The 17,595-nt window shown below is 71.7% G+C and carries 15 protein-coding genes; 4 read left to right on the forward strand and 11 right to left on the reverse strand.

Annotated elements, in window-relative coordinates; genetic code table 11:
- Positions 1–37: 37 nt before the first annotated feature.
- The 4 genes from AHOG_RS16355 to AHOG_RS16375 all read right to left on the reverse strand — a co-directional run bounded on the left by AHOG_RS16355 (position 38) and on the right by AHOG_RS16375 (position 5,507).
- Positions 38–2,326, reverse strand: coding sequence for a glycoside hydrolase family 95 protein (locus AHOG_RS16355; RefSeq protein ID WP_093942137.1), 2,289 nt, complete (start codon positions 2,324–2,326; stop codon positions 38–40).
- Between the two features lie 1,017 nt (positions 2,327–3,343).
- The gene (locus AHOG_RS16365; protein ID WP_245856265.1) at positions 3,344–4,189 is read right to left on the reverse strand and encodes an SDR family oxidoreductase; all 846 of its coding nucleotides are present in this window, start codon (positions 4,187–4,189) and stop codon (positions 3,344–3,346) included.
- Between the two features lie 368 nt (positions 4,190–4,557).
- Positions 4,558–5,298, reverse strand: coding sequence for a hypothetical protein (locus tag AHOG_RS16370; protein WP_093942139.1), 741 nt, complete (start codon positions 5,296–5,298; stop codon positions 4,558–4,560).
- Positions 5,295–5,507 carry a hypothetical protein gene (locus tag AHOG_RS16375; protein WP_157736858.1) on the reverse strand — a complete coding sequence of 71 codons (213 nt, stop codon included), beginning with the start codon at positions 5,505–5,507 and terminating at the stop codon, positions 5,295–5,297. The genes AHOG_RS16370 and AHOG_RS16375 overlap by 4 nt, the downstream gene beginning before the upstream one ends.
- A 297-nt stretch (positions 5,508–5,804) precedes the next feature.
- On the opposite strand from AHOG_RS16375, the gene AHOG_RS16380 reads away from it, so the two are divergent.
- Both AHOG_RS16380 and AHOG_RS16385 read left to right on the forward strand, forming a co-directional pair.
- Complete coding sequence (locus AHOG_RS16380; RefSeq protein WP_093942141.1) at positions 5,805–6,653, forward strand: helix-turn-helix domain-containing protein; 849 nt, start codon at positions 5,805–5,807, stop codon at positions 6,651–6,653.
- A gap of 17 nt (positions 6,654–6,670) precedes the next feature.
- On the forward strand, positions 6,671–6,865 hold the full coding sequence (locus tag AHOG_RS16385) for a DUF397 domain-containing protein (RefSeq protein ID WP_093942142.1): 195 nt from the start codon (positions 6,671–6,673) through the stop codon (positions 6,863–6,865).
- A 410-nt stretch (positions 6,866–7,275) separates the two neighbouring features.
- Here AHOG_RS16385 and fdhA read toward each other — a convergent pair whose 3' ends face one another.
- Entirely contained in the window at positions 7,276–8,499 is a 1,224-nt protein-coding gene (gene fdhA / locus AHOG_RS16390) for a formaldehyde dehydrogenase, glutathione-independent (protein ID WP_093942143.1), read from the reverse strand.
- A 515-nt stretch (positions 8,500–9,014) separates the two neighbouring features.
- On the opposite strand from fdhA, the gene AHOG_RS16395 reads away from it, so the two are divergent.
- Entirely contained in the window at positions 9,015–9,860 is an 846-nt protein-coding gene (locus AHOG_RS16395) for an SDR family NAD(P)-dependent oxidoreductase (protein ID WP_093942144.1), read from the forward strand.
- Positions 9,861–10,162: 302 nt separating this feature from the next.
- Here the strand turns inward: AHOG_RS16395 and AHOG_RS16400 are convergent, their stop codons facing one another.
- Positions 10,163–11,155: a GlxA family transcriptional regulator gene (locus tag AHOG_RS16400; RefSeq protein ID WP_093942145.1), complete on the reverse strand. Its 993-nt coding sequence runs from the start codon at positions 11,153–11,155 to the stop codon at positions 10,163–10,165.
- A 465-nt stretch (positions 11,156–11,620) separates the two neighbouring features.
- Between AHOG_RS16400 and AHOG_RS16410 the strand changes: the two genes are divergently transcribed.
- Positions 11,621–12,340 carry a DJ-1/PfpI family protein gene (locus AHOG_RS16410; RefSeq protein ID WP_093942147.1) on the forward strand — a complete coding sequence of 240 codons (720 nt, stop codon included), beginning with the start codon at positions 11,621–11,623 and terminating at the stop codon, positions 12,338–12,340.
- Positions 12,341–12,350: 10 nt separating this feature from the next.
- On the opposite strand, the gene AHOG_RS16415 is transcribed toward AHOG_RS16410, so the two are convergent.
- The 5 genes from AHOG_RS16415 to AHOG_RS16435 form a co-directional block, all read right to left on the reverse strand.
- Positions 12,351–12,812, reverse strand: a complete 462-nt coding sequence (locus AHOG_RS16415; RefSeq protein ID WP_157736859.1) for an SRPBCC family protein — start codon at positions 12,810–12,812, stop codon at positions 12,351–12,353.
- A 147-nt stretch (positions 12,813–12,959) separates the two neighbouring features.
- Complete coding sequence (locus AHOG_RS16420) at positions 12,960–13,586, reverse strand: TetR/AcrR family transcriptional regulator (protein ID WP_245856993.1); 627 nt, start codon at positions 13,584–13,586, stop codon at positions 12,960–12,962.
- Positions 13,587–13,815: 229 nt separating this feature from the next.
- Positions 13,816–14,820 carry an ABC transporter permease gene (locus AHOG_RS16425; RefSeq protein ID WP_093942150.1) on the reverse strand — a complete coding sequence of 335 codons (1,005 nt, stop codon included), beginning with the start codon at positions 14,818–14,820 and terminating at the stop codon, positions 13,816–13,818.
- Positions 14,817–15,980 carry an ABC transporter permease gene (locus tag AHOG_RS16430; protein ID WP_245856266.1) on the reverse strand — a complete coding sequence of 388 codons (1,164 nt, stop codon included), beginning with the start codon at positions 15,978–15,980 and terminating at the stop codon, positions 14,817–14,819. The genes AHOG_RS16425 and AHOG_RS16430 overlap by 4 nt, the downstream gene beginning before the upstream one ends.
- Positions 15,973–17,562 (reverse strand): sugar ABC transporter ATP-binding protein, encoded by a 1,590-nt coding sequence (locus AHOG_RS16435; protein WP_245856267.1) that lies wholly within the window; start codon positions 17,560–17,562, stop codon positions 15,973–15,975. The genes AHOG_RS16430 and AHOG_RS16435 overlap by 8 nt, the downstream gene beginning before the upstream one ends.
- Between the last annotated feature and the right edge of the window lie 33 nt (positions 17,563–17,595).

The raw sequence follows: 17,595 nt of genomic DNA on the forward strand, positions 1-17,595 counted from the left end.
GTCCCGCCCCTCGTCCGCACCGAACAGGACGGAGTCCTCACCCCGTCACGGTGTAGGTCTCCCCCGCCGTCGCGGCCAGCAGCAGAACCTCCGTCGCTCGATCGACGTCCACCACGGCACCCGCCGAATCGGTGACCGTGACGCGGGCCGCGCCGCCCGCGAACCGACCGACGCCGATGCGCAGCGGGCCGTCCCGCCCCGCGCGCAGCTCCGCTCTCGTCGGCAGGCCCGCCGACCACTTGACGCCCACCGTGACGTCGCCGCGCGCCCGCAGGCCCGTCACCGAGCCCGAAGGCCACGCCGCGGGCAGCGCGGGCAGCAGGTCGACGACACCGAGGTGACTCTGCACCAGCATCTCGGCGATGCCCGCGGTGGCGCCGAGGTTCCCGTCGATCTGGAACGGCGGATGGGTGTCCCAGAGATTCGGCAGCACCGAGTGTCGCAGCTGGCCTGCGAGCATGGCGTGCGCACGGTCGCCGTCGCGCAGCCGCGCCCAGAGACCGATCCGCCAGGCCCGGCTCCAGCCGGTGCCGCCGTCACCGCGGGCGGTCAGGGAGACTCCGGCGGCCTCGGCGGCCGGACTGCCGGGTCTGATCGCCGTGCCGGGGTACAGCGCGAACAGCTGAGAGACGTGTCGGTGATCGTCGTCCGGGTCGTCCCAGTCCTGCCGCCATTCCTGCAGCTGGCCCCACGAGCCGATCCGGATGCCGGGGTCCAGCGCGGCGAGCGCCACGTCGAGCCTGGCGCGCAGCTCCTCGTCCCCGCCCAGCCGCGCGGCGGCGGCCAGGGTGGTCGTGAACAGGTGCGTCACGATCTGCTGCGACATCGCCGCGCCCGAGGTGAAGTCGCCGTGCTCCGGCGAGTAGCTCGGCGAGACCACCAGCGCCCCGTCACGGGGATCGGTGTGCAGGGTGTCCAGCCAGAACTCGCTCGCCTCCCGCAGCACCGGATACACGACGTCGCGCAGATAACGCTCGTCACCGGAGAACAGATACTGGTCGTAGAGCTGCTGTGTCAGCCAGGCCGCCGCCTCCGGAAACCAGAACGCCGTCGCCCAGTCGTGGACTCCGGTGAAGCCGAAGGGGTTGGTCTCGTTGTGCACCAGCCAGCCGCGGGCCCCGTGCATCGTCGCCGCGGTGCGGCGGCCCGGTGCGCGCAGGGCGTCGACGAAGGCATCGTAGGGGCCGGTCGTCTCGGCGAGGTTCGTCGACATCGCGGGCCAGTAGTTCATCTGAAGGTTGATGTTGACGTGGTAGTCGCCGCTCCACGGCGGGGTGGTGGAGTCGTTCCACACGCCCTGGAGGTTGGCGGGCAGCGATCCGTCCCGGGATGAGGCGATGAGCAGATAACGGCCGTAGGCGAAGAACAAGGCCTCCAGCGCGCGATCGGCGGCCGACGACCCACCGGTGTAGTCGGCGAGCAGGACGTCGGTGGCCGCGGCGGGCCACTGCTGTCCCACGTCCAGACTGACGCGCCCGAACAGGGCGGCGTGGTCGCCGACGTGGTCGGCGCGGAGGGTCGGATACCCTGCGGCGACGGCCCGATCCAGCGTCGCCGTGATCCGCTCGTGTGGATCGACTCCCCGGTAGTCGGGATACGCGCAGGCGTAGTCGGTGCCTGCCGCGAGCAGCACGGTCACCGCGTCGGCGCCGCTGACGGTGATCGACTCGCCGTCGTCGGTGACACTGCCGCCCTCGGCGAGCACCTGAATCTGTGCCTCGTACCGGAGTCCGTTGTCGGGCAGCGCGCCGCGCAGCGTCAGCCTGCCGCCCACGACGGTGCGGACCCCGCCCGGGTGCGGCGTCGCCATGCGCAGCGTGACGGACACCGAACCGGGCCGGTCGGCGCTCAGTCTGCCCGCGATGACGCCGTGCGGATGGCTGGCGAGGTACTCGCGCTCGTGCCGGACCTCGCCGTCGCGATAGGCGACCCGCGCGACGGCCTCGGCCAGGTCGAGCTCGCGGCGGTAGTCGGCGGGTTCGACGGGTCCGTCCGGGAAGTGCAAGAGGACGTCGCCGAAGGGTTGGTAGGCGCCGAAGCCGCGGCGGGGCAGGCCGAGCCGATCGGCGACCCACTCCGGCGCGGCCCGCTGCTCGACGTCCAGTGTCCTTCGGACCTCGTCGAGCGCCGCGGGGCGCGGTGCTTCCCAGTCGCCGTGGTCGTAGCCCTGGGCCGATCCCGGCCCGCCGGTCCACAGGGTCTTCTCGTTGAACTGGAGTCGTTCGACGGCCACCCCGCCGAACACGGCACCGCCGAGCGCGCCGTTGCCGATGGGCAACGACTCGGACTCCCAGGACTCGGCAGGCTCGTCGTACCAGAGGATCATGCCGTTCGAACACCTCCGTCTGTCGTCGGCGGCCCGGTGCCATGACGAGCGACGCCGAGCCGAGATGCGACGGGCACGGCTGCCGTCCCCTCGACAACGAGGCGTCGGCCCGCGGGTCCTTCCGGGTGGTGCGACGACGTGCCACACCCCTGCACACCGCCACCGCCGACGCCGTGTGCCGGTCGTCACCGACGAACGTCACCGGAGGGCGGTCCGCGTCGCCGCGGTGGTCGACGGCATGCGGACAGTCTGCCGCAGCGCCGCCGACACCGGCGGCGCGCCGCCCCGGTCCCCAGCGGCCGCGCAGCCACATCGCCGGCAGCTCCACCAACATCACCGTGGCGAAGTTCAGGACCAGCACCGTGGTGACGACGCCGAAGTCCACCACCCGCGCGGTGTTGATCAGGGAGAACCCGATGCCGCCCGCCCCGACGATCTCGGCAGGGCCGCGGAGCGGATGCTCGTGTCCCGCAGGTAGAACGCGGGCCCGACCAGCGCCGTGCCGCGCCCGCGATCGACGCGACGACGATCGCGGCGCTGAGCAGCGCGTACGTGACGCCGCGTCGACGAACCGCCCACGGCGGCGTCACACGTCCCTCGGCCCGCGCCGCCGCGGAGCGACCGCTCGGCTCGACGGATGCCGGTGCCGGTGCCGCCGTGGTCGGGTCAGGCGACGGATCGGGCCGCTGACGCCCCGTCGAGGCCGGTCGCCGCCCCACCGAGCAGCGCGGCGCGGATCGTCCCCGAGACGAGCTCCACCGCGATGCACAGCGCCAGCACGACCCGTCAAGCCCGTCCCGGTCGTGCCGCGGGCTGTTCACCTCTCGTTCGGCTCGACCGACTCCTGTTCACTCGGTCACCCGATCGATCGGTCCCCTGACCGGCTGATCGGTCTGCGGGCCCTGTCGAGTGAGTCCGCACACCGCCTGCGCCGAACAACACCGACGCCCCCGGCGGCCACCCGGTCGCCTCCAGCCGAGAACGGCGTCCCGAGGGTGACGTGGGCGCGACCCGAGGTCAGGGGCGCCAGTCGTCCGAGGGCAGCGACAGCCCCGCCTCGACGCCCATCAGTGACACTCCCCCGTCGACGAGGATCGAGGCGCCCGTGACGTAGGACGCGGCGGGCGAGGCGAGGAAGGCCGTCAGCGCCGCGACCTCCGTGACGCCGCCGGGTCTGCCCAGTGGCACACCTGGCCGGGGCAGCTCCCGCGGATCGACGTCCTCGCGCCGGTTCATCGCCGTGTTGATCTCGCCGGGCGCGACGGCGTTGACGGTGATCCCGTGGCGGGCGAGCTCCAGGGCCATCACCTTGCACAGCGCGCCCGCGCCCGCCTTCGCCGCCGAGTAGGCCGCGAATCCGACGCGGGGCAGATGCTCGTGCACGCTGGTGACGGTGATGATCCGACCGCCTCGACCCGCCGCGATCATCCGTCTGGCGGCCCGCTGCGAGCAGAGGAACACCGCGTCCAGGTCGACGCGGTGCGTGTCGCGCCAGGTCTCATACGAGGTGTCGAGGAAGTTCGAGTCGGTGGTGATCCCCGCGTTGTTCACCAGGATGTCGAGGCCGCCGAGGTCCTCGGCGAGAGCGTCGACCACGTCGGCGGCCCCGGGCAGCTCGGTCAACTCCACCTGCCGGATCGCGGCCCGCACCCCGAGTTCGCCGACCTCGTCGGCGAGTTCCCGGGCTGCCCGCTCGTCGGTGCGGTAGGTGATGCCCACGTGCACGCCTTGGCGAGCCAGTTCGAGCGCGACCGCCCTGCCGATGCCGGACTCCGAGCCGGTGACCACGGCGGCCCGATCGGCGGAGGGGACATCGGCGGGCAACGGGGCGAACGGGGTGGACATGCTGATCGAGTCCGTCATGGTCCGGGATATACCGGACCTCGACGACAGACGCACGGCGGACGGGCACCGGGTACCGGGTACCGCCGAGCGTGCCAGAGATGACGCGACCACGCCGAGGCCCACGCCGCGCCGCCGGGTCACGGCTGGACCACGGCACCGCTCGGCGGGCGTCGAGCGCACGTGGGAGCGGGGACGGCGGAGCGGAGCAGGCCGCTCGGTTCCGCGCGGGTGGGCCCGTTCGCCGTGTCCCGGCCCGCTGACCGGGTCCGGCCCGCACGACCGTCCTTCGACGGAGGGGGTCTCACCGATCCCTGATCCGCCCGCCGGCCCGCCCATCGGGCCGAGGGTGCCGCGCCGACGGATCGTGTCGCTCGGCGAGGCGTCCGTCAGGCATCGTCCACCGGAGGCGTGCGGTCGTCTCGGCGGGCCGCGCCGCCTCGGAGACGCGGTCGCCCGCAGCAGCCCCGACCTGCCGCCCGCAGTCGGGAGGAACGCCGGGGGCCGCCGCCGAGCCTGCGGCTCACCGCGGCACCGACGGCCGTCCCGGCCACCCCCTCCGCACCCATCACCATCAGGGACGCGGCCAGGCAGACACCGCAGGGCATCGCCGTCGCCGCGTCGATCACGTCCAGGATGTCGAGGTCGACGATCGCGAGCTCGGCCCCGCACCGCGCCCGCAACAGGGCCGGCCCCGGGTCCGGCGGCGGGCAGACGTGCACCAGCCTCCCCTGTTCCGACACCAGTCCGCTGCGCAGCCGGACCAGGCGTACCGGATCGAACTCCAGGACGTTCGGCGGCGGTGGACGCCTCCCCGCGGCGACCTCCGCGCACTCCCAGCACAGCCGGAAGCCCGGAGCACCGATACGGCGTCGGGCGCCCGATGCTCCGCCCGCGGTGTCTCGGCAGGTGTCGTCCCCCGGCTCGGGCCCGCCCGGGCCCGCCGCTTCGATGTCGATCACGTCGGTGTCGGGTTCGGTCGCCGCACCGACGATCACGGAGCGGCAGCAGAGCGTGACCACCACGGTGCCGGTCGCCGGCCGCAGGCCGGCCACGAGGTGTCTGTCGCGACGCAGTCCGGTCTCGGACGTGGTGTCCTCGGCGAACCAGGCGTCGCGCTCGGCGTTCATCGGTTCGCCGCCACCCGCGTCTCCGCGGCACGTATCCGTGCCCAGTCGCGCCTGCTGGGGCTTCTGCGCCTCGGATGGGTCTGGCGCCAGCAGCGCCAGGCGCAGTCCAGCGCGCCGAAGGCAAGCAACGCGATACCGGTCGCGGCCACCACCGGGAACAGATGGTCTCCCGCGGTGTCCAGCGCACCGCTCAAGAACTGATCTCCCATGGTCTCCTCCATGAATGCTCTCGGGTGAGCCTGTCGTCGATCCACGCGAACGGCCTCGCACGGGCCGGGCCGACGATCCGAGGTGTCGCCACACGCTTCACCGGGCGCGGATCTCGCTCTGCGATCCACGGGGATCACCCGACACGCCCTCGGCAGGGAAGGTATCGAACCTTGTTCGCAAAACCTGAACTCAAGATTGAAATTCAGCCTTCCGAGTGAGTCCGACGACACGATGATGACGTTTGGGTACGGTGGGGGGCCGTTGATCCGCTGCCCGAGAAGGAAGGCAAGGCTGCGATGTCTCTCGGACCCACCGCGCGGCGGCGCAGACTCGGCACGTCGCTCACCGAACTCCGAGCCGGTGCACGGCGCAGCCTCGCCGAGGCCGCGGAGCACATCGGCTGCAGTGCCGGGAAGATTCGAAACTGGGAGACCGGGCGGTCGGGCATCAAGAAGTTCGAGCTGACGGCACTGCTCGACTACTACGAGACACCCGAGACAGTACGGGATCTACTGGAAGAACTACGCAGAGAGGGCGCACAACGCGGATGGTGGTCGACATATCGGCTGCCCGAGTGGTTCAAACCCTATGTCGGTCTCGAACAGGCCGCCTCGGAGGTGCACAACTTCGAGATCGAGCTGGTTCCCGGTCTGATGCAGACCGAGGCGTACGCCAGGGAGATCCACTCGGCGGGCCGCCACATCACCGACCCGGCCGACGTGGAGAAGCGGGTCGCCGCCCGGATGGAGCGCCAGCAGCGCCTGACGACTCCCGTGCCTCTCGAGCTGCGCGCCGTGGTCAGCGAGTCCGCGCTGTACCGTCAGATCGGCGGCCCGGCGACCATGGCGGAGCAGCTGCACCATCTGCGGCGGCTGAGCAGACTTCCTAATGTGATTCTTCAAGTTCTTCCGAACAGCGTCGGCACTCATCCGAGCCTGGCGGGCGGATTCACCCTTCTCCGGTTCGCCGCCCAGGAGGATCCCGATGTCGGATGGTCGGAGAATCCCTTGGGCGGGCACATCATCGAGGATCGTGACGACGTCGCAGCGCTGACATTCATGTTCGACGAGCTGCGCGGACTGGCTCTGTCCAAACGAGAGACGGCACAGCTCATCGCTAGGATAGTCGCGGAATTCACTCCCTGAAGAGGAAGAGGCGCGGCGTGCATCCATTGACCAGTGTCCGGTGGCGTACCAGTAGTCGCAGCGCAAACGGCGGCCAATGCGTCGAGATCGGACAGACGGCCGATGTCGTCGGCATCCGTGATACGAAGGATCGCCAAGGCGGCGTGATCACCGTGGCACCTCGCGCATTCGACGCATTCCTGGCCGCCGCCAAGGACGATCGGCTCAGCTGAGCACCCCGGCACGTCGGCCGATGTCGATGTCGATGTGGTGACAATGGACCGGAGCGGGTGCCGCGCGAATAGCAGGCCACGCTCTTTCCACCCGTGAGCAGGCTGCGGAGTTCGACTTCTCCACGGTAAACGGGAAGTCCGGCCGGCCCCGTCGACGACGCAGTCATCCGGCAGCAGGCAGACCGATGACGGTCGTTCGATCCACGATCGCGTGATATGTCGACCGGACGGATGGCGATAACGGATCGGAAACGGTGCGGAGAGTCCGCCGGTGAATGTCCGGGGCTTCGTCCGCCCGACTGGCGCGGGCCCGCCTGCTCCAGGCGGGCCCGCGTGCGGCCTCGACGCCCGGCTCCGTCACTCGCCGCGAGGCCGCCCCCGTCCCGGTGCTCCCCGCGGCCGGAGCGGTCTCAGTTCCGCTGCGGCAGCAGGCCGTGCGGATCGAGCACGTACTTGCGGGCGGCGCCCTGATCGAACTCCTGGTATCCGCGCGGCGCCTCGGTCAGCGGGATCGTCCGCGCGTCGACGGCCTTGGCGATCTGCACCCGGTCGTGCAGGATCGCCATCATCAGCCTGCGGTGATACCGCATCACGGGGCACTGCCCGGTGGCGAAGGAATGCGACTTCGCCCAGCCGAGTCCGAAGTTCAGCGACAGCGAGCCCTGGCGTGCCGCCGCGTCCTCGGCGCCGGGATCTCCGGTGACGTACAGACCGGGGATCCCCAGGGAGCCGCCCGCCCTCGTCAGGTCCATCAGCGAGTTGAGCACCGTCGCGGGCTTCTCGGTGGTCGCGTCGCCGCCGTGGCCGCGTGCCTCGAACCCGACGGCGTCGACCGCCGAGTCGACCTCCGCGACGCCCAGCAGCTGCTCGATCTGCTCCCTCGGCTCGCCCTGCGAGATGTCGATGGTCTCGCACCCGAAGCTGCGTGCCTGGGCAAGCCGGTCCGCGTTGAGATCACCGACGATGACCACCGCGGCACCGAGCAGCTGCGCGGAGGCCGCCGCGGCCAGCCCCACGGGGCCCGCGCCCGCGATGTAGACCGTCGACCCGACGCCGACCCCCGCCGTGACGCAGCCGTGGAACCCGGTCGGGAAGATGTCCGACAGCATCGTGAGGTCCAGGATCTTCTCCATCGCCTGGTCGCGATCGGGGAAGCGCAGCACGTTCCAGTCGGCGTAGGGCACCATCACGTACTCGGCCTGGCCGCCGACCCAGCCGCCCATGTCGACGTATCCGTAGGCGGAGCCCGCCCGATCCGGGTTCACGTTCAGACAGATGCCCGTCTGACCCTCCTTACAGTTCCGGCATCGACCGCAGGCGATGTTGAACGGCACCGAGACGAGATCGCCCTGTTTGACGAACTCGACATCGCGGCCGACCTCCACCACCTCGCCGGTGATCTCGTGGCCGAGCACCAGGCCCTCCGGCGCGGTCGTCCTGCCGCGCACCATGTGCTGATCCGAGCCGCAGATGTTCGTCGCGACGCATTTCAGGATCACTCCGTGATCGCAGCGGCGTCCCACATTGGCCGGATTGACGCCGGGACCGTCCTGCAGGGTGAGGCTCGGATAGCCGATGTCACGCACCTCGACCGCACCCTTGCCGACATAGGCGATCGCCTTGTTCCCCGTCATATCGATCTGTCACCTCGCTCCTGACCGTCTCGTGCACACGGCGGCGTCGGGCACCGTGACCGGCGTCACCTCGAACCGGTCATCCTAGGAGCACCTCACGCGCGGTGCCACACCGACGACCTCGTCCCGCACGGGGAACGACCCAGCTGAGCTGCGACGACACCGCGTCGAGGTTCGATGTGCGGCCCGGTGGCACGACGTCACGTCGACACCATCCGTCGCACCATCACCGACGGGGCGACGCCCACAGGGTCGTGCTGCGAGAGGGCGTCCCAGCCGGCGACGTCGCCGGCTGGGCGGACGGCCGCGGGATCCGATGGTCACCGATCTAGGCGGTCGCCGCTCATGGTCCCCCGGTCCGCATCGATCGGTGCCGGCCCGGGCGCGGTCTGCCGGGCGGAGCAGGTGTCCGGGGCGATCCGCGACCCGTCGACCACGTCCCCGTTCACCGCCGCAGGATGACCTCTCGTCGTCAATCGGCCCGACGGCGCTGGTCATCGACGCAGACTGTCCGCATGGGACTTCTGGACGGCAGGGCAGTGGTGATCACGGGAGCGGGGCGCGGACTCGGCAGGGCGTATGCGCTGCATGCCGCCGAACGAGGTGCCGCCGTCCTGGTGAACGACGTCGACGTCGAGACGGCACATGCCGTGGTGGCCGAGATCAGGGCCGCGGGCGGCACGGCGGCGGCCGACGGCGGCTCGGTGGCCCGCGCCGTCGACGCGGCGGCGTTGATCGACCGGTGTGTCGCGTACTTCGGGTCGATCGACGGACTGGTCAACAATGCCGCGGTGAACTATCAGGCTCCGGCATGGGAGCTCGAGCCGGATCTGATGCGAGAGCTGATCGAGATCAATGTGCTCGGCCCGTTGTACTGCGGAGCCGCCGCCATCGCGGCGATGCGTGAGCAGGGCGGCGGTCGGATCGTGAACATCGTGTCCGGCTCGATGCTCGGCCAGCGCGGCGCGGCGGCCTATTCCGCGTCCAAGGGGGCGCTGGCCTCGCTGACCTTCTCCTGGGCCGCGGACCTCGCCGAACACGGCATCCGGGTCAACGGCGTCGCCCCGCTCGCCTACACGCGGATGGTGCGGTCCGAGGCCGCCCGACGGGCGTGCCCGCCCGAGTTGACTCCCGATCAGGTGGCGCCGGTGGTGACCTATCTGCTCAGCGAGCTGTCCGGCGCGCTCACCGGGCAGATCATCCGGTTCGTCGGCGGCAGGCTCCACCTGCTCCGGCAGCCGGGCGTGAAGGAACCGGTGCTGGCACGTGACGAATGGGCCGTGCACCACGTCGCCGAGGCCTTCACCGGTCCGCTCGCCGCGGCGACGGAGCCGCCGCCCGCCGCACGATGGCGGCTGTAGGACGGCGCCACTCCCACGGCGGCGCCACTCCCACGGCGGTGGTCGGCCACGTGACGACGGCATTGCACGAGGTGACGACAGGCGTGGTCTCGCAGAACCTGCTCGGATGACCACATAGGGACGGGACCGCACCAGGATGGGACGGTGCCGGGCTCGGCCTCGGGTTCGAGCCGCCGGGCCACCACGCCCCCCGTCCTCCGCGGCGGAGCGAGGACGAGTCTCGACGGCCCGTCACGCCGGCGGACCTAGGGTCGCGGTCGGTCGAGATCGACGCCGTGCCGTCGTCGACGATCGCACCCTGCTCAGCGCGACGCCGTGAACGGGGTCGTCCGCCGTCGGTGCAGCCGACGATACGCCGACGGCGTCGTGTCGTAGGCGGCCAGGAAGGCCTGGCGCAGCGTCTCCCCGCTGCCGAAGCCGCAACGGCGGGCGATGGTGCCGAGCGGCAGCGCGGTGTCGCTCAACAGGACGGCCGCCGCCTCGGTCCGCACCGATCGGACGTACCGCGTGGGCGTGGTGTCGAGCTCCTCGGCGAACAGCCGCGCCAGGTGTCGGGCGCCGATCCCGACGTGTCCGGCCAGGACCGACACCCGTAGATCCCCGTCGAGATGGGTCTGCACGTAGGCCGACGCCTCACGGACCGGCCCCGAGTCGGGCGGCCGGCTGGACAGGAACAGACTCACCTGCGCCTGGTTCCCCGGCCGCTGGAGATAGGTGACCATCCCCCTGGCGACCTGCCGGGCCACCGCCGAGCCGTGATCGTCCTCCACGAAGGACAGCGCCAGGTCGAGCCCGCTGGTGACCCCGGCCGAGGTGTAGACGTTGCCGTCCCGGACGAAGAGCGGCGCCGGATCGAAGGACACCGCCGGGTACCGACGGGCGATCTCGTCGAGGAAGATCCAGTGCGTGGTCGCCCGGCGGCCGTCCAGCAGGCCCGCGCCCGCGAGCACGCTGGCCCCGGTGCACACCGAGGCGACGCGCCTGCTCATCGCCGCGATGCGGCGGATCTGGTCGGTGACGCGCACATCCTCGGCCGCGGCGCGATGCCCGTGGCCGCCCGCGACGATCAGCGTGTCCACCGGCCCCGCCACCCGCTCCAGCGGGTACCGGGCGGACACGACGATCCCGCAGGTGGTGCGGAACTCCCGACCGCCGAGGCTGGCCGTGGTGACCTGGTAGCCGGGCTCGATCCCGAGGTGGTTCACGGCGTCGAGCACGTCGGCCGGGGAGGCGAGGTCCAGCAGGGTCGCGTCGGGGAAACCGACGATCACGACCCGGCGCGGCGTCTCGGACACGCGGTGAGTCTAGTCGGCCGGACCCAGCCGACCGCGTGCTGTGGACTCGTAGACCGCCGCCGGGCCGACGACGGCGATCCGACAGCACCGGGCCGACGACGGCGATCCGACATCGCGGCCGGGCATCACATGCCCGCGCACGGCCGACGGCGGCTGATCGAGCCCGCTGAGACCGCTGAGACCGGACGTCGACGCCCGGCCGATGCCCGGCAGGCGCCCGGTCGCGAGCCACGTGCGGGCGGCGCCTCGCGGGCTCCCGATCACCGGCGGCAGCGGCGAGCTCGGCGACGGCGACAGCCGAGCGCGACGGAACGGCGTGGCCCGCATCGATTCCCGCGGAGGCGGTCGCCGCCTCATGCGAGGCCCGCCGTTCCGGCATCCTCCGCCCCGGAAATCAGACCGGCTTCGCAGGATCTCGGACATCGGCATGGCGGCGGTACGTCCCGCGACGGCAGCGTGTCGTTCATGAGTGAACAACAGCGCACCATCGCCATGGTCGTGTATCCGGGACTGACCCCGTTGGACATGGTCGGTCCGCTTCAGGTGTTGGGCGGGTTGTCGGCGTTGGACCCGCGATTCGAGATCGCCGTGGTCGGCGAGCACACCGATCCGATGCCGACCGACACCCCGTTGCAAATCTGCGCCGACCGCGCCTTCGACGAGGTCCCCGACCCCTTCGCGGTGATCGTGCCCGGCGGGATGGCGCCGACCATGCGGGCGATGACCGACGAGCGACTTCAGGAGTATCTGCGGGACACCGCGCCCGGCGCGCGGCTGATGGGCTCGGTGTGCACCGGGTCGCTGGTCCTCGGGGCGGCGGGCCTGCTCACGGGCCGAGAGGCGACGAGCCACTGGGCGTTCCTGCCGTTGCTGGCCGCCTTCGGCGCGACCCCGGTACGCCGCCGCTGGGTGACGGACGGCCCCGTGGTCACCGCCGCCGGGGTCGCCGCGGGCATCGACATGGCCCTGCACCTGGTGTCGACGCTCGCAGGGGAGGACGCGGCCCGCCGGGTCCAGCTCGTCATCGAGTACGACCCGGAGCCGCCGCTGGGCCCGCTGGACTGGGAGACCGCCGACACGGCGGCGTTCTCTCCCTCGATGCCCGAGTACGCGATCCGAGAGGGCCTCGGGGACTACCCGGAGCTGCGGGAGCGGCTGGCCACGCAGCTGCGCGCCCAGAGCTGACGGGCATCGGTCACACGGGGTCCAGCGGACAGTCCTCGGCGGCGGCCTTGAGTCGATTGAGCCAGGTCAGCAGCGAGGCGTCGAGCAGCTCCTGCATGCCCTCGACGTCGGCTCGCACCGGGTCGCCGCCCCAGGACACCAGCGTGTCGACCAGCACGCCGCGCTCATGGGACCGGAACACCCACAGGTGTGTCCCGGTGATGCCGTCGACGTGTCCGGTCCACCGGGTCTGTCGCATGGGCTTGACGTCGAGGACGGTGGAGGCGATGTCCAGACCCTGCGGGCGCAGGCCGAAGGAGGCGCCCTCGACGAGCAGCGGCGCGCCGCTGACCGTGCCGAGCTCGGGATGCCAGTCCTGCCAGCGTGCTACGTCGGTGTGCAGCCGCCAGATCGTCGTCAGCGGCGCCCGGATGACGATGCGGCGCCGTGCCAGGACGACGGCGTCGGCCTCGGCGTCGCGGTGAGGTGTCATCGACGGTGGTCCTCTCGGAGACGGGAGCGGGCGGTGCGGCGTGTCGGGCATTCCCGCCGACGAGTGTGAGCAGTCAGTCACTTCTTCACGCCGAAGAAGGCCGCCCGCGCGGCGGCGAATCGAGCGGCTCCTACGGTCCGTCCGGGGTCATCCCGGGCGCGGGCCGTCCGCCTTCACCCGGGGGAGACCGTGGCACAGCCCCTCGGTCGGGACGCGGGCCCGCGGCTCGTCCGCCGTGTCGAACCCGGCCGCGGCGATCAGATGACAGAGTCGGCTCCTCGCCAGGAGGTGCCGCACCCGCTCCGGCGTCCCGCCGGAGAGTTCGCCCGCCAGCAGGACCACCGAGGCGTGACCACGTCGGATCGCCGCGCGGATCTCCGGGATGTCGGCCGCGCTCTGCGCGTGCACCTGCAGCATCAGCAGGTCACGATCGGCGATCAGCTCCGCGTAGGCCGCGCACATGCCGTCCAGGATCTCGGCGGGCGTGCCGTCGGACACCGTCTCGGCTCCCGAGCGCAGCGCGGCGCGGACCAGTTCATGGCAGCGCTCCAACGCGGCGACGAACAGACCGAGCTTGCCGTCGAACTGACGGAAGACATAGGCCTGGGAGATCCCCGCGGCGGCGGCCGCCTCCCCGACGGGGGTGGCGTGATAACCGGTCGCGGCGAAGACCGACACGGCCTCGCGCACCACCGTGCCGCGACGCGCCTCGGCCGTCGAACGAGGGGCGTCGTCCTCCTGCATGGCGCTGAGCAGACACGCGCGACGAAGCACTGTCAAGCGCGTTCTCTCCCGCCGGGCGGGGGCCGCCCGGGGCTTCCTCTCCCGAGCGGCGCGGTCGCCGATTCCGGGCATCCCGGCCGGGCGGGTCCTGTCCGGGGTGGACGTGGGTGATCGGGCCGTCCCGGGCCGACGGTGGTGCGCGGCCGGGACGGCGATGGGGGAACCGGGTTCCCCATCGCACCGCGCTCCACGAGCGACGTGCGCTGATCGTGCCGGGGGCCTACCGACGTTGCACCTTGGCCAGCCACTGCTGGACGGTCACCACGATGAGCAGGATCGTGCCGCTGACGACGGCCTGCCAGTTCGAGTTCAGCGAGCCCACCTGGTTGATGACGTTCATGATCACCTGAAGCAGCAGCACGCCGACCAGGGTCCCCAGCACCGTGCCCGCGCCGCCGGTGAGCAGCGTGCCGCCCAGGACGACGGCCGCGATCGCCTCCAGTTCCATCCCGACGCCGAGCACCGTCACCCCCGAGGAGGTGTAGGAGGCCATCAGCGTCCCGCCGAAGCCGGCGAGCAGCCCGGAGGTGACATACGCGATGACCTTGGTGCGGGCCACCGGCAGACCCATCAGGTCGGCGGCGTCCTCCTGACCGCCGATGGCCAGCACGGTCGCGCCATAGGACGTCCGGTGCAGGACGATGCCGCCGACGGCGAACGCGACGATCATCAGCCAGATCGGGAGGCCGATGCCGAACAGCGAGCCCTGCGCCAGCGCGCGGAACGCGGACTCGGCGGGCACCTTGTAGGTCGTGGCGCCCTCGTCGCTGATGAGCAGCAGCACGCCGCGCGCGAACAACAGCCCGGCCAGGGTGACGATGAACGGCGGCAGTCCTCCCCTGGCGATGATCAACCCCTGGACCAGGCCGATCGCCCCGCACACCAGCAGGGGCACCAGCAGCGCCGCCCAGGTTCCGTACTGCGCCGCCCAGGCGGCCAGCACGCCGCCGAGGGCGAAGACCGATCCCACCGACAGATCGATGCCGCCGGTCATGATCACGAAGGTCATGCCGAGCGCCACGACGGCGAGGAACGAGGCCTGCAGCCCGATGTTCGTCAGGTTGCCCGGCGTGCCGAAGGAGTCGAAGGCGAGCGTGGCGGCGAGGACCGCGACGACGAGGATCACCAACGCGCCCTGCCGCTGGGCCAGACGGGCCAGCCGCGCCCGGGTGCTCGGGACGCCCTGGTTCGCCCGCGGCGAGGTCGGGGCGGCGGAGCTGGTCATGGCGACGCCTTTCTTCCCGATCGTCCCGGCCTGCCCGATCTCCGGCGACCGAGTTGCACGTAGACGGCGGCGATCACGATGACGGCCTGCACCACCTGCGCGGTGGAGTCCGGGATGTTGTGGAAGATCAACGTCGCCGTGATGAGCTGCATGAGCAGCGCGCCCGCGATGGTGCCCGCGACCCGCACCTGACCACCGGACAGCGGGGTTCCGCCGATCACCACCGCCGTGATGGCCGACAACTCGACGAGCAGCCCGAGCCTGGTGGGATCGCTGGCCTGGGAACGTGCCGCGAGCAGCACGCCCGCCAGCGCCGCCAGCAGCCCGCAGACGACGTACGTCGTGATCAGCACCCGCTTCACCGGCAGGCCCGCCAGCTCGGCGGCGCGCTGGTTGCCGCCGACGGCGACGAGCCTGCGGCCGTACAGCGTGCGGCGGACCGCGAACCACACGACGACGGACACCGCGGCGGCGATGAGGACCACGTAGGGGATGCCCAGGAGACTGCCGGAGCCCAGCAGGACGATGCCCGGCTCGCGAATGCTCTTGATCTCGCCGCCGATGAGGTTCGCGACGCCGCGGCCCGCGACCATCAGGCCGAGCGTCGCGACGATCGGCTGGACGCCGATCCTGGCGATCAGTGAGCCTGCCAGCGCTCCGGAGACGCAGCCCGCGAGCACGGCGATCAGGATCGCGATCGCCGCCCCGTAGCCGATGTACAACGGGATCAATGCCGCGGCCAGCGCCATCACCGCGCCCACCGAGAGGTCGATGCCCTGGGTGCCGATGACCAGGGCCATCCCCAGCGCCACGATCAGCACCGGTGCGACCTGGATCAGCTGTAGCCGCAGTGTCCCCTCGCTGACGAAGTTCGGCGTGATCACGACGTTGACCAGGATCAGCAGGGCCAGCGCGACGAAGACGCCGTTGCGCCGGACCCAGTCGGCGTCGAGGCGGGGACGCGGGCGACGTGGCCGAGGCGCGCCGTCCACGACGGTTGAGCCGCCGCGGGCATCGCCTGCCGAGCCGCTCGCGGGATCGCCGGGTGCGTCGCCGGGCACCTCGGCGGTGACCGCCGGATCGCCGCCGGTCGACCGCTGCCCGCCGGCGTGCCCGGGTGCGGCGGACGGCCGCCGACCCGCCTGGGTGGAGTCAGTCACCGGCGTCCTCCTTCTTCTTCTCGGCCGCGGCCTGCGGATCATGGGCCAGCGCCGCGAGCAGTGCGGCGGTCGTGCGCTGCTCCCCCGTCAGTTCTCGGACCACGCCGCCGTCGTGCAGCACGACGATCCGATCGGCGCCCTCCACCAGCTCCTCCATCTCGCTGGAGACCAGCACGACCGCCAGGCCTTGCTCGGCCAGCTCGTCGATGAGCGACTGCACCTCGCTCTTGGCGCCGACGTCGATTCCTCTGGTGGGCTCGTCGAGTAGGAACACCTTCGGCTCCGTGCACAGCCACCGAGCGATCAGCACCTTCTGCTGGTTGCCGCCGGACAGTTCCCGCACCGGCTGGGCCGGGCTCGACGCCTTGATGCGCAGCCGCGCCATGAAGGTCGCCACCAGCGCGTCGACCTTCGACTCCGACACGAGTCCCCAGCGGGAGAGCCGGGGCAGGACGGCGAGCGCGATGTTCTCCCGGACCGAGAGCTCCGGGATGATGCCCTCCGCCTTGCGGTCCTCCGACAGCAGGGCGATGCCCGACCGGAGGGCGTGGCCGACGGAGTTCGCCCGTACCTCGGTGCCGTCGACTCGGACGGTGCCCGCCTCACGCGGCAGCGCCCCGTAGACGGTCTGCACCGTCTCGGTGCGGCCGGAGCCGAGGAGGCCGCCCAGGCCGACGACCTCGCCGGGGCGGACGGCCAGGCCGACGCCGTGCAGTCTGCCTCCGACGTCCAGGCCAGCGGCGGTGAGCACCGGCTCCCGATCCTGCCGACGCGTCTCGCCGAAGTCGGTCGCCCCGGTGCGCCGCACGTCGTCCAGGTCACGACCCAGCATGTGCGAGATCAGGGCGAGCCTGCCGAGGTCGGCCATCCGGCCGGTGTGCACCTGCCTGCCGTCGCGCAGGATCGTCACTCGGTCGCACAGCTCCCAGAGTTCGTCGAGCCGGTGCGAGACGAAGACCAGGCCCACACCGGCGTCGCGCAGGGTCCGTGCGACGCCGAACAGGGTGGCGACCTCCCTGGCCTCCAGCGACGACGTCGGCTCGTCCATGATCACCACGCGGGCGGAGACCGACACGGCCCGCGCCAGCGCGACCATCTGCTGGACGCCCAAGCCGAGGCGGCCCAGGTCGGCCCGGACGTCGACGCCGACGCCGAGTGACTCGACGAGCGTGGCGGCCTCCCGGTTCATCCGCGCGACGTCGACGAGGCCGAGTCGAGTCCTGGGTTCGCGACCCAGGAAGATGTTGCGCGCCACCGACAGCAGCGGCACCAGGTTGACCTCTTGATAGATGGTGGAGATCCCGGCGCGCTGCGCGTCGGCGGGCCGGTGGAAGTCGACGCGGTCACCCGCGAAGCGGACCTCCCCGTCGTCCGGCGGGTGCACGCCCGTCAGCACCTTGATCAGAGTGGACTTGCCTGCGCCGTTCTCGCCGACCAGCGCGTGGATCTCGCCCGCGCCGAGCTGGAAGTCCACGCCGCGGAGCGCCTGCACGCCGCCGAAGGACTTGGTGACGCCCTCGGTCTCCAGGATGGCGGCCGCCGAGGGCGACTCGGGCGAATCGGTGCCGGTGGAACTGATCACGACGACGTCCTTCCTCAGGTGGGCCGTCGTCGG

Origin of the sequence: Actinoalloteichus hoggarensis (assembly GCF_002234535.1) — a bacterium.
Lineage (GTDB): Bacteria > Actinomycetota > Actinomycetes > Mycobacteriales > Pseudonocardiaceae > Actinoalloteichus_A > Actinoalloteichus_A hoggarensis.

Bases quoted from the DNA above. Each gene is read 5' to 3' on its own strand.
- fdhA (WP_093942143.1), bottom strand. From the start codon at position 8,499: ATGACGGGGAACAAGGCGATCGCCTATGTCGGCAAGGGTGCGGTCGAG.
- AHOG_RS16425 (WP_093942150.1), bottom strand. From the start codon at position 14,820: ATGACCAGCTCCGCCGCCCCGACCTCGCCGCGGGCGAACCAGGGCGTC.
- AHOG_RS16355 (WP_093942137.1), bottom strand. From the start codon at position 2,326: ATGATCCTCTGGTACGACGAGCCTGCCGAGTCCTGGGAGTCCGAGTCG.
- AHOG_RS16375 (WP_157736858.1), bottom strand. From the start codon at position 5,507: ATGGGAGATCAGTTCTTGAGCGGTGCGCTGGACACCGCGGGAGACCAT.
- AHOG_RS16365 (WP_245856265.1), bottom strand. From the start codon at position 4,189: ATGACGGACTCGATCAGCATGTCCACCCCGTTCGCCCCGTTGCCCGCC.
- AHOG_RS16415 (WP_157736859.1), bottom strand. From the start codon at position 12,812: ATGACACCTCACCGCGACGCCGAGGCCGACGCCGTCGTCCTGGCACGG.
- AHOG_RS16380 (WP_093942141.1), top strand. From the start codon at position 5,805: ATGTCTCTCGGACCCACCGCGCGGCGGCGCAGACTCGGCACGTCGCTC.
- AHOG_RS16395 (WP_093942144.1), top strand. From the start codon at position 9,015: ATGGGACTTCTGGACGGCAGGGCAGTGGTGATCACGGGAGCGGGGCGC.
- AHOG_RS16370 (WP_093942139.1), bottom strand. From the start codon at position 5,298: ATGAACGCCGAGCGCGACGCCTGGTTCGCCGAGGACACCACGTCCGAG.
- AHOG_RS16410 (WP_093942147.1), top strand. From the start codon at position 11,621: ATGAGTGAACAACAGCGCACCATCGCCATGGTCGTGTATCCGGGACTG.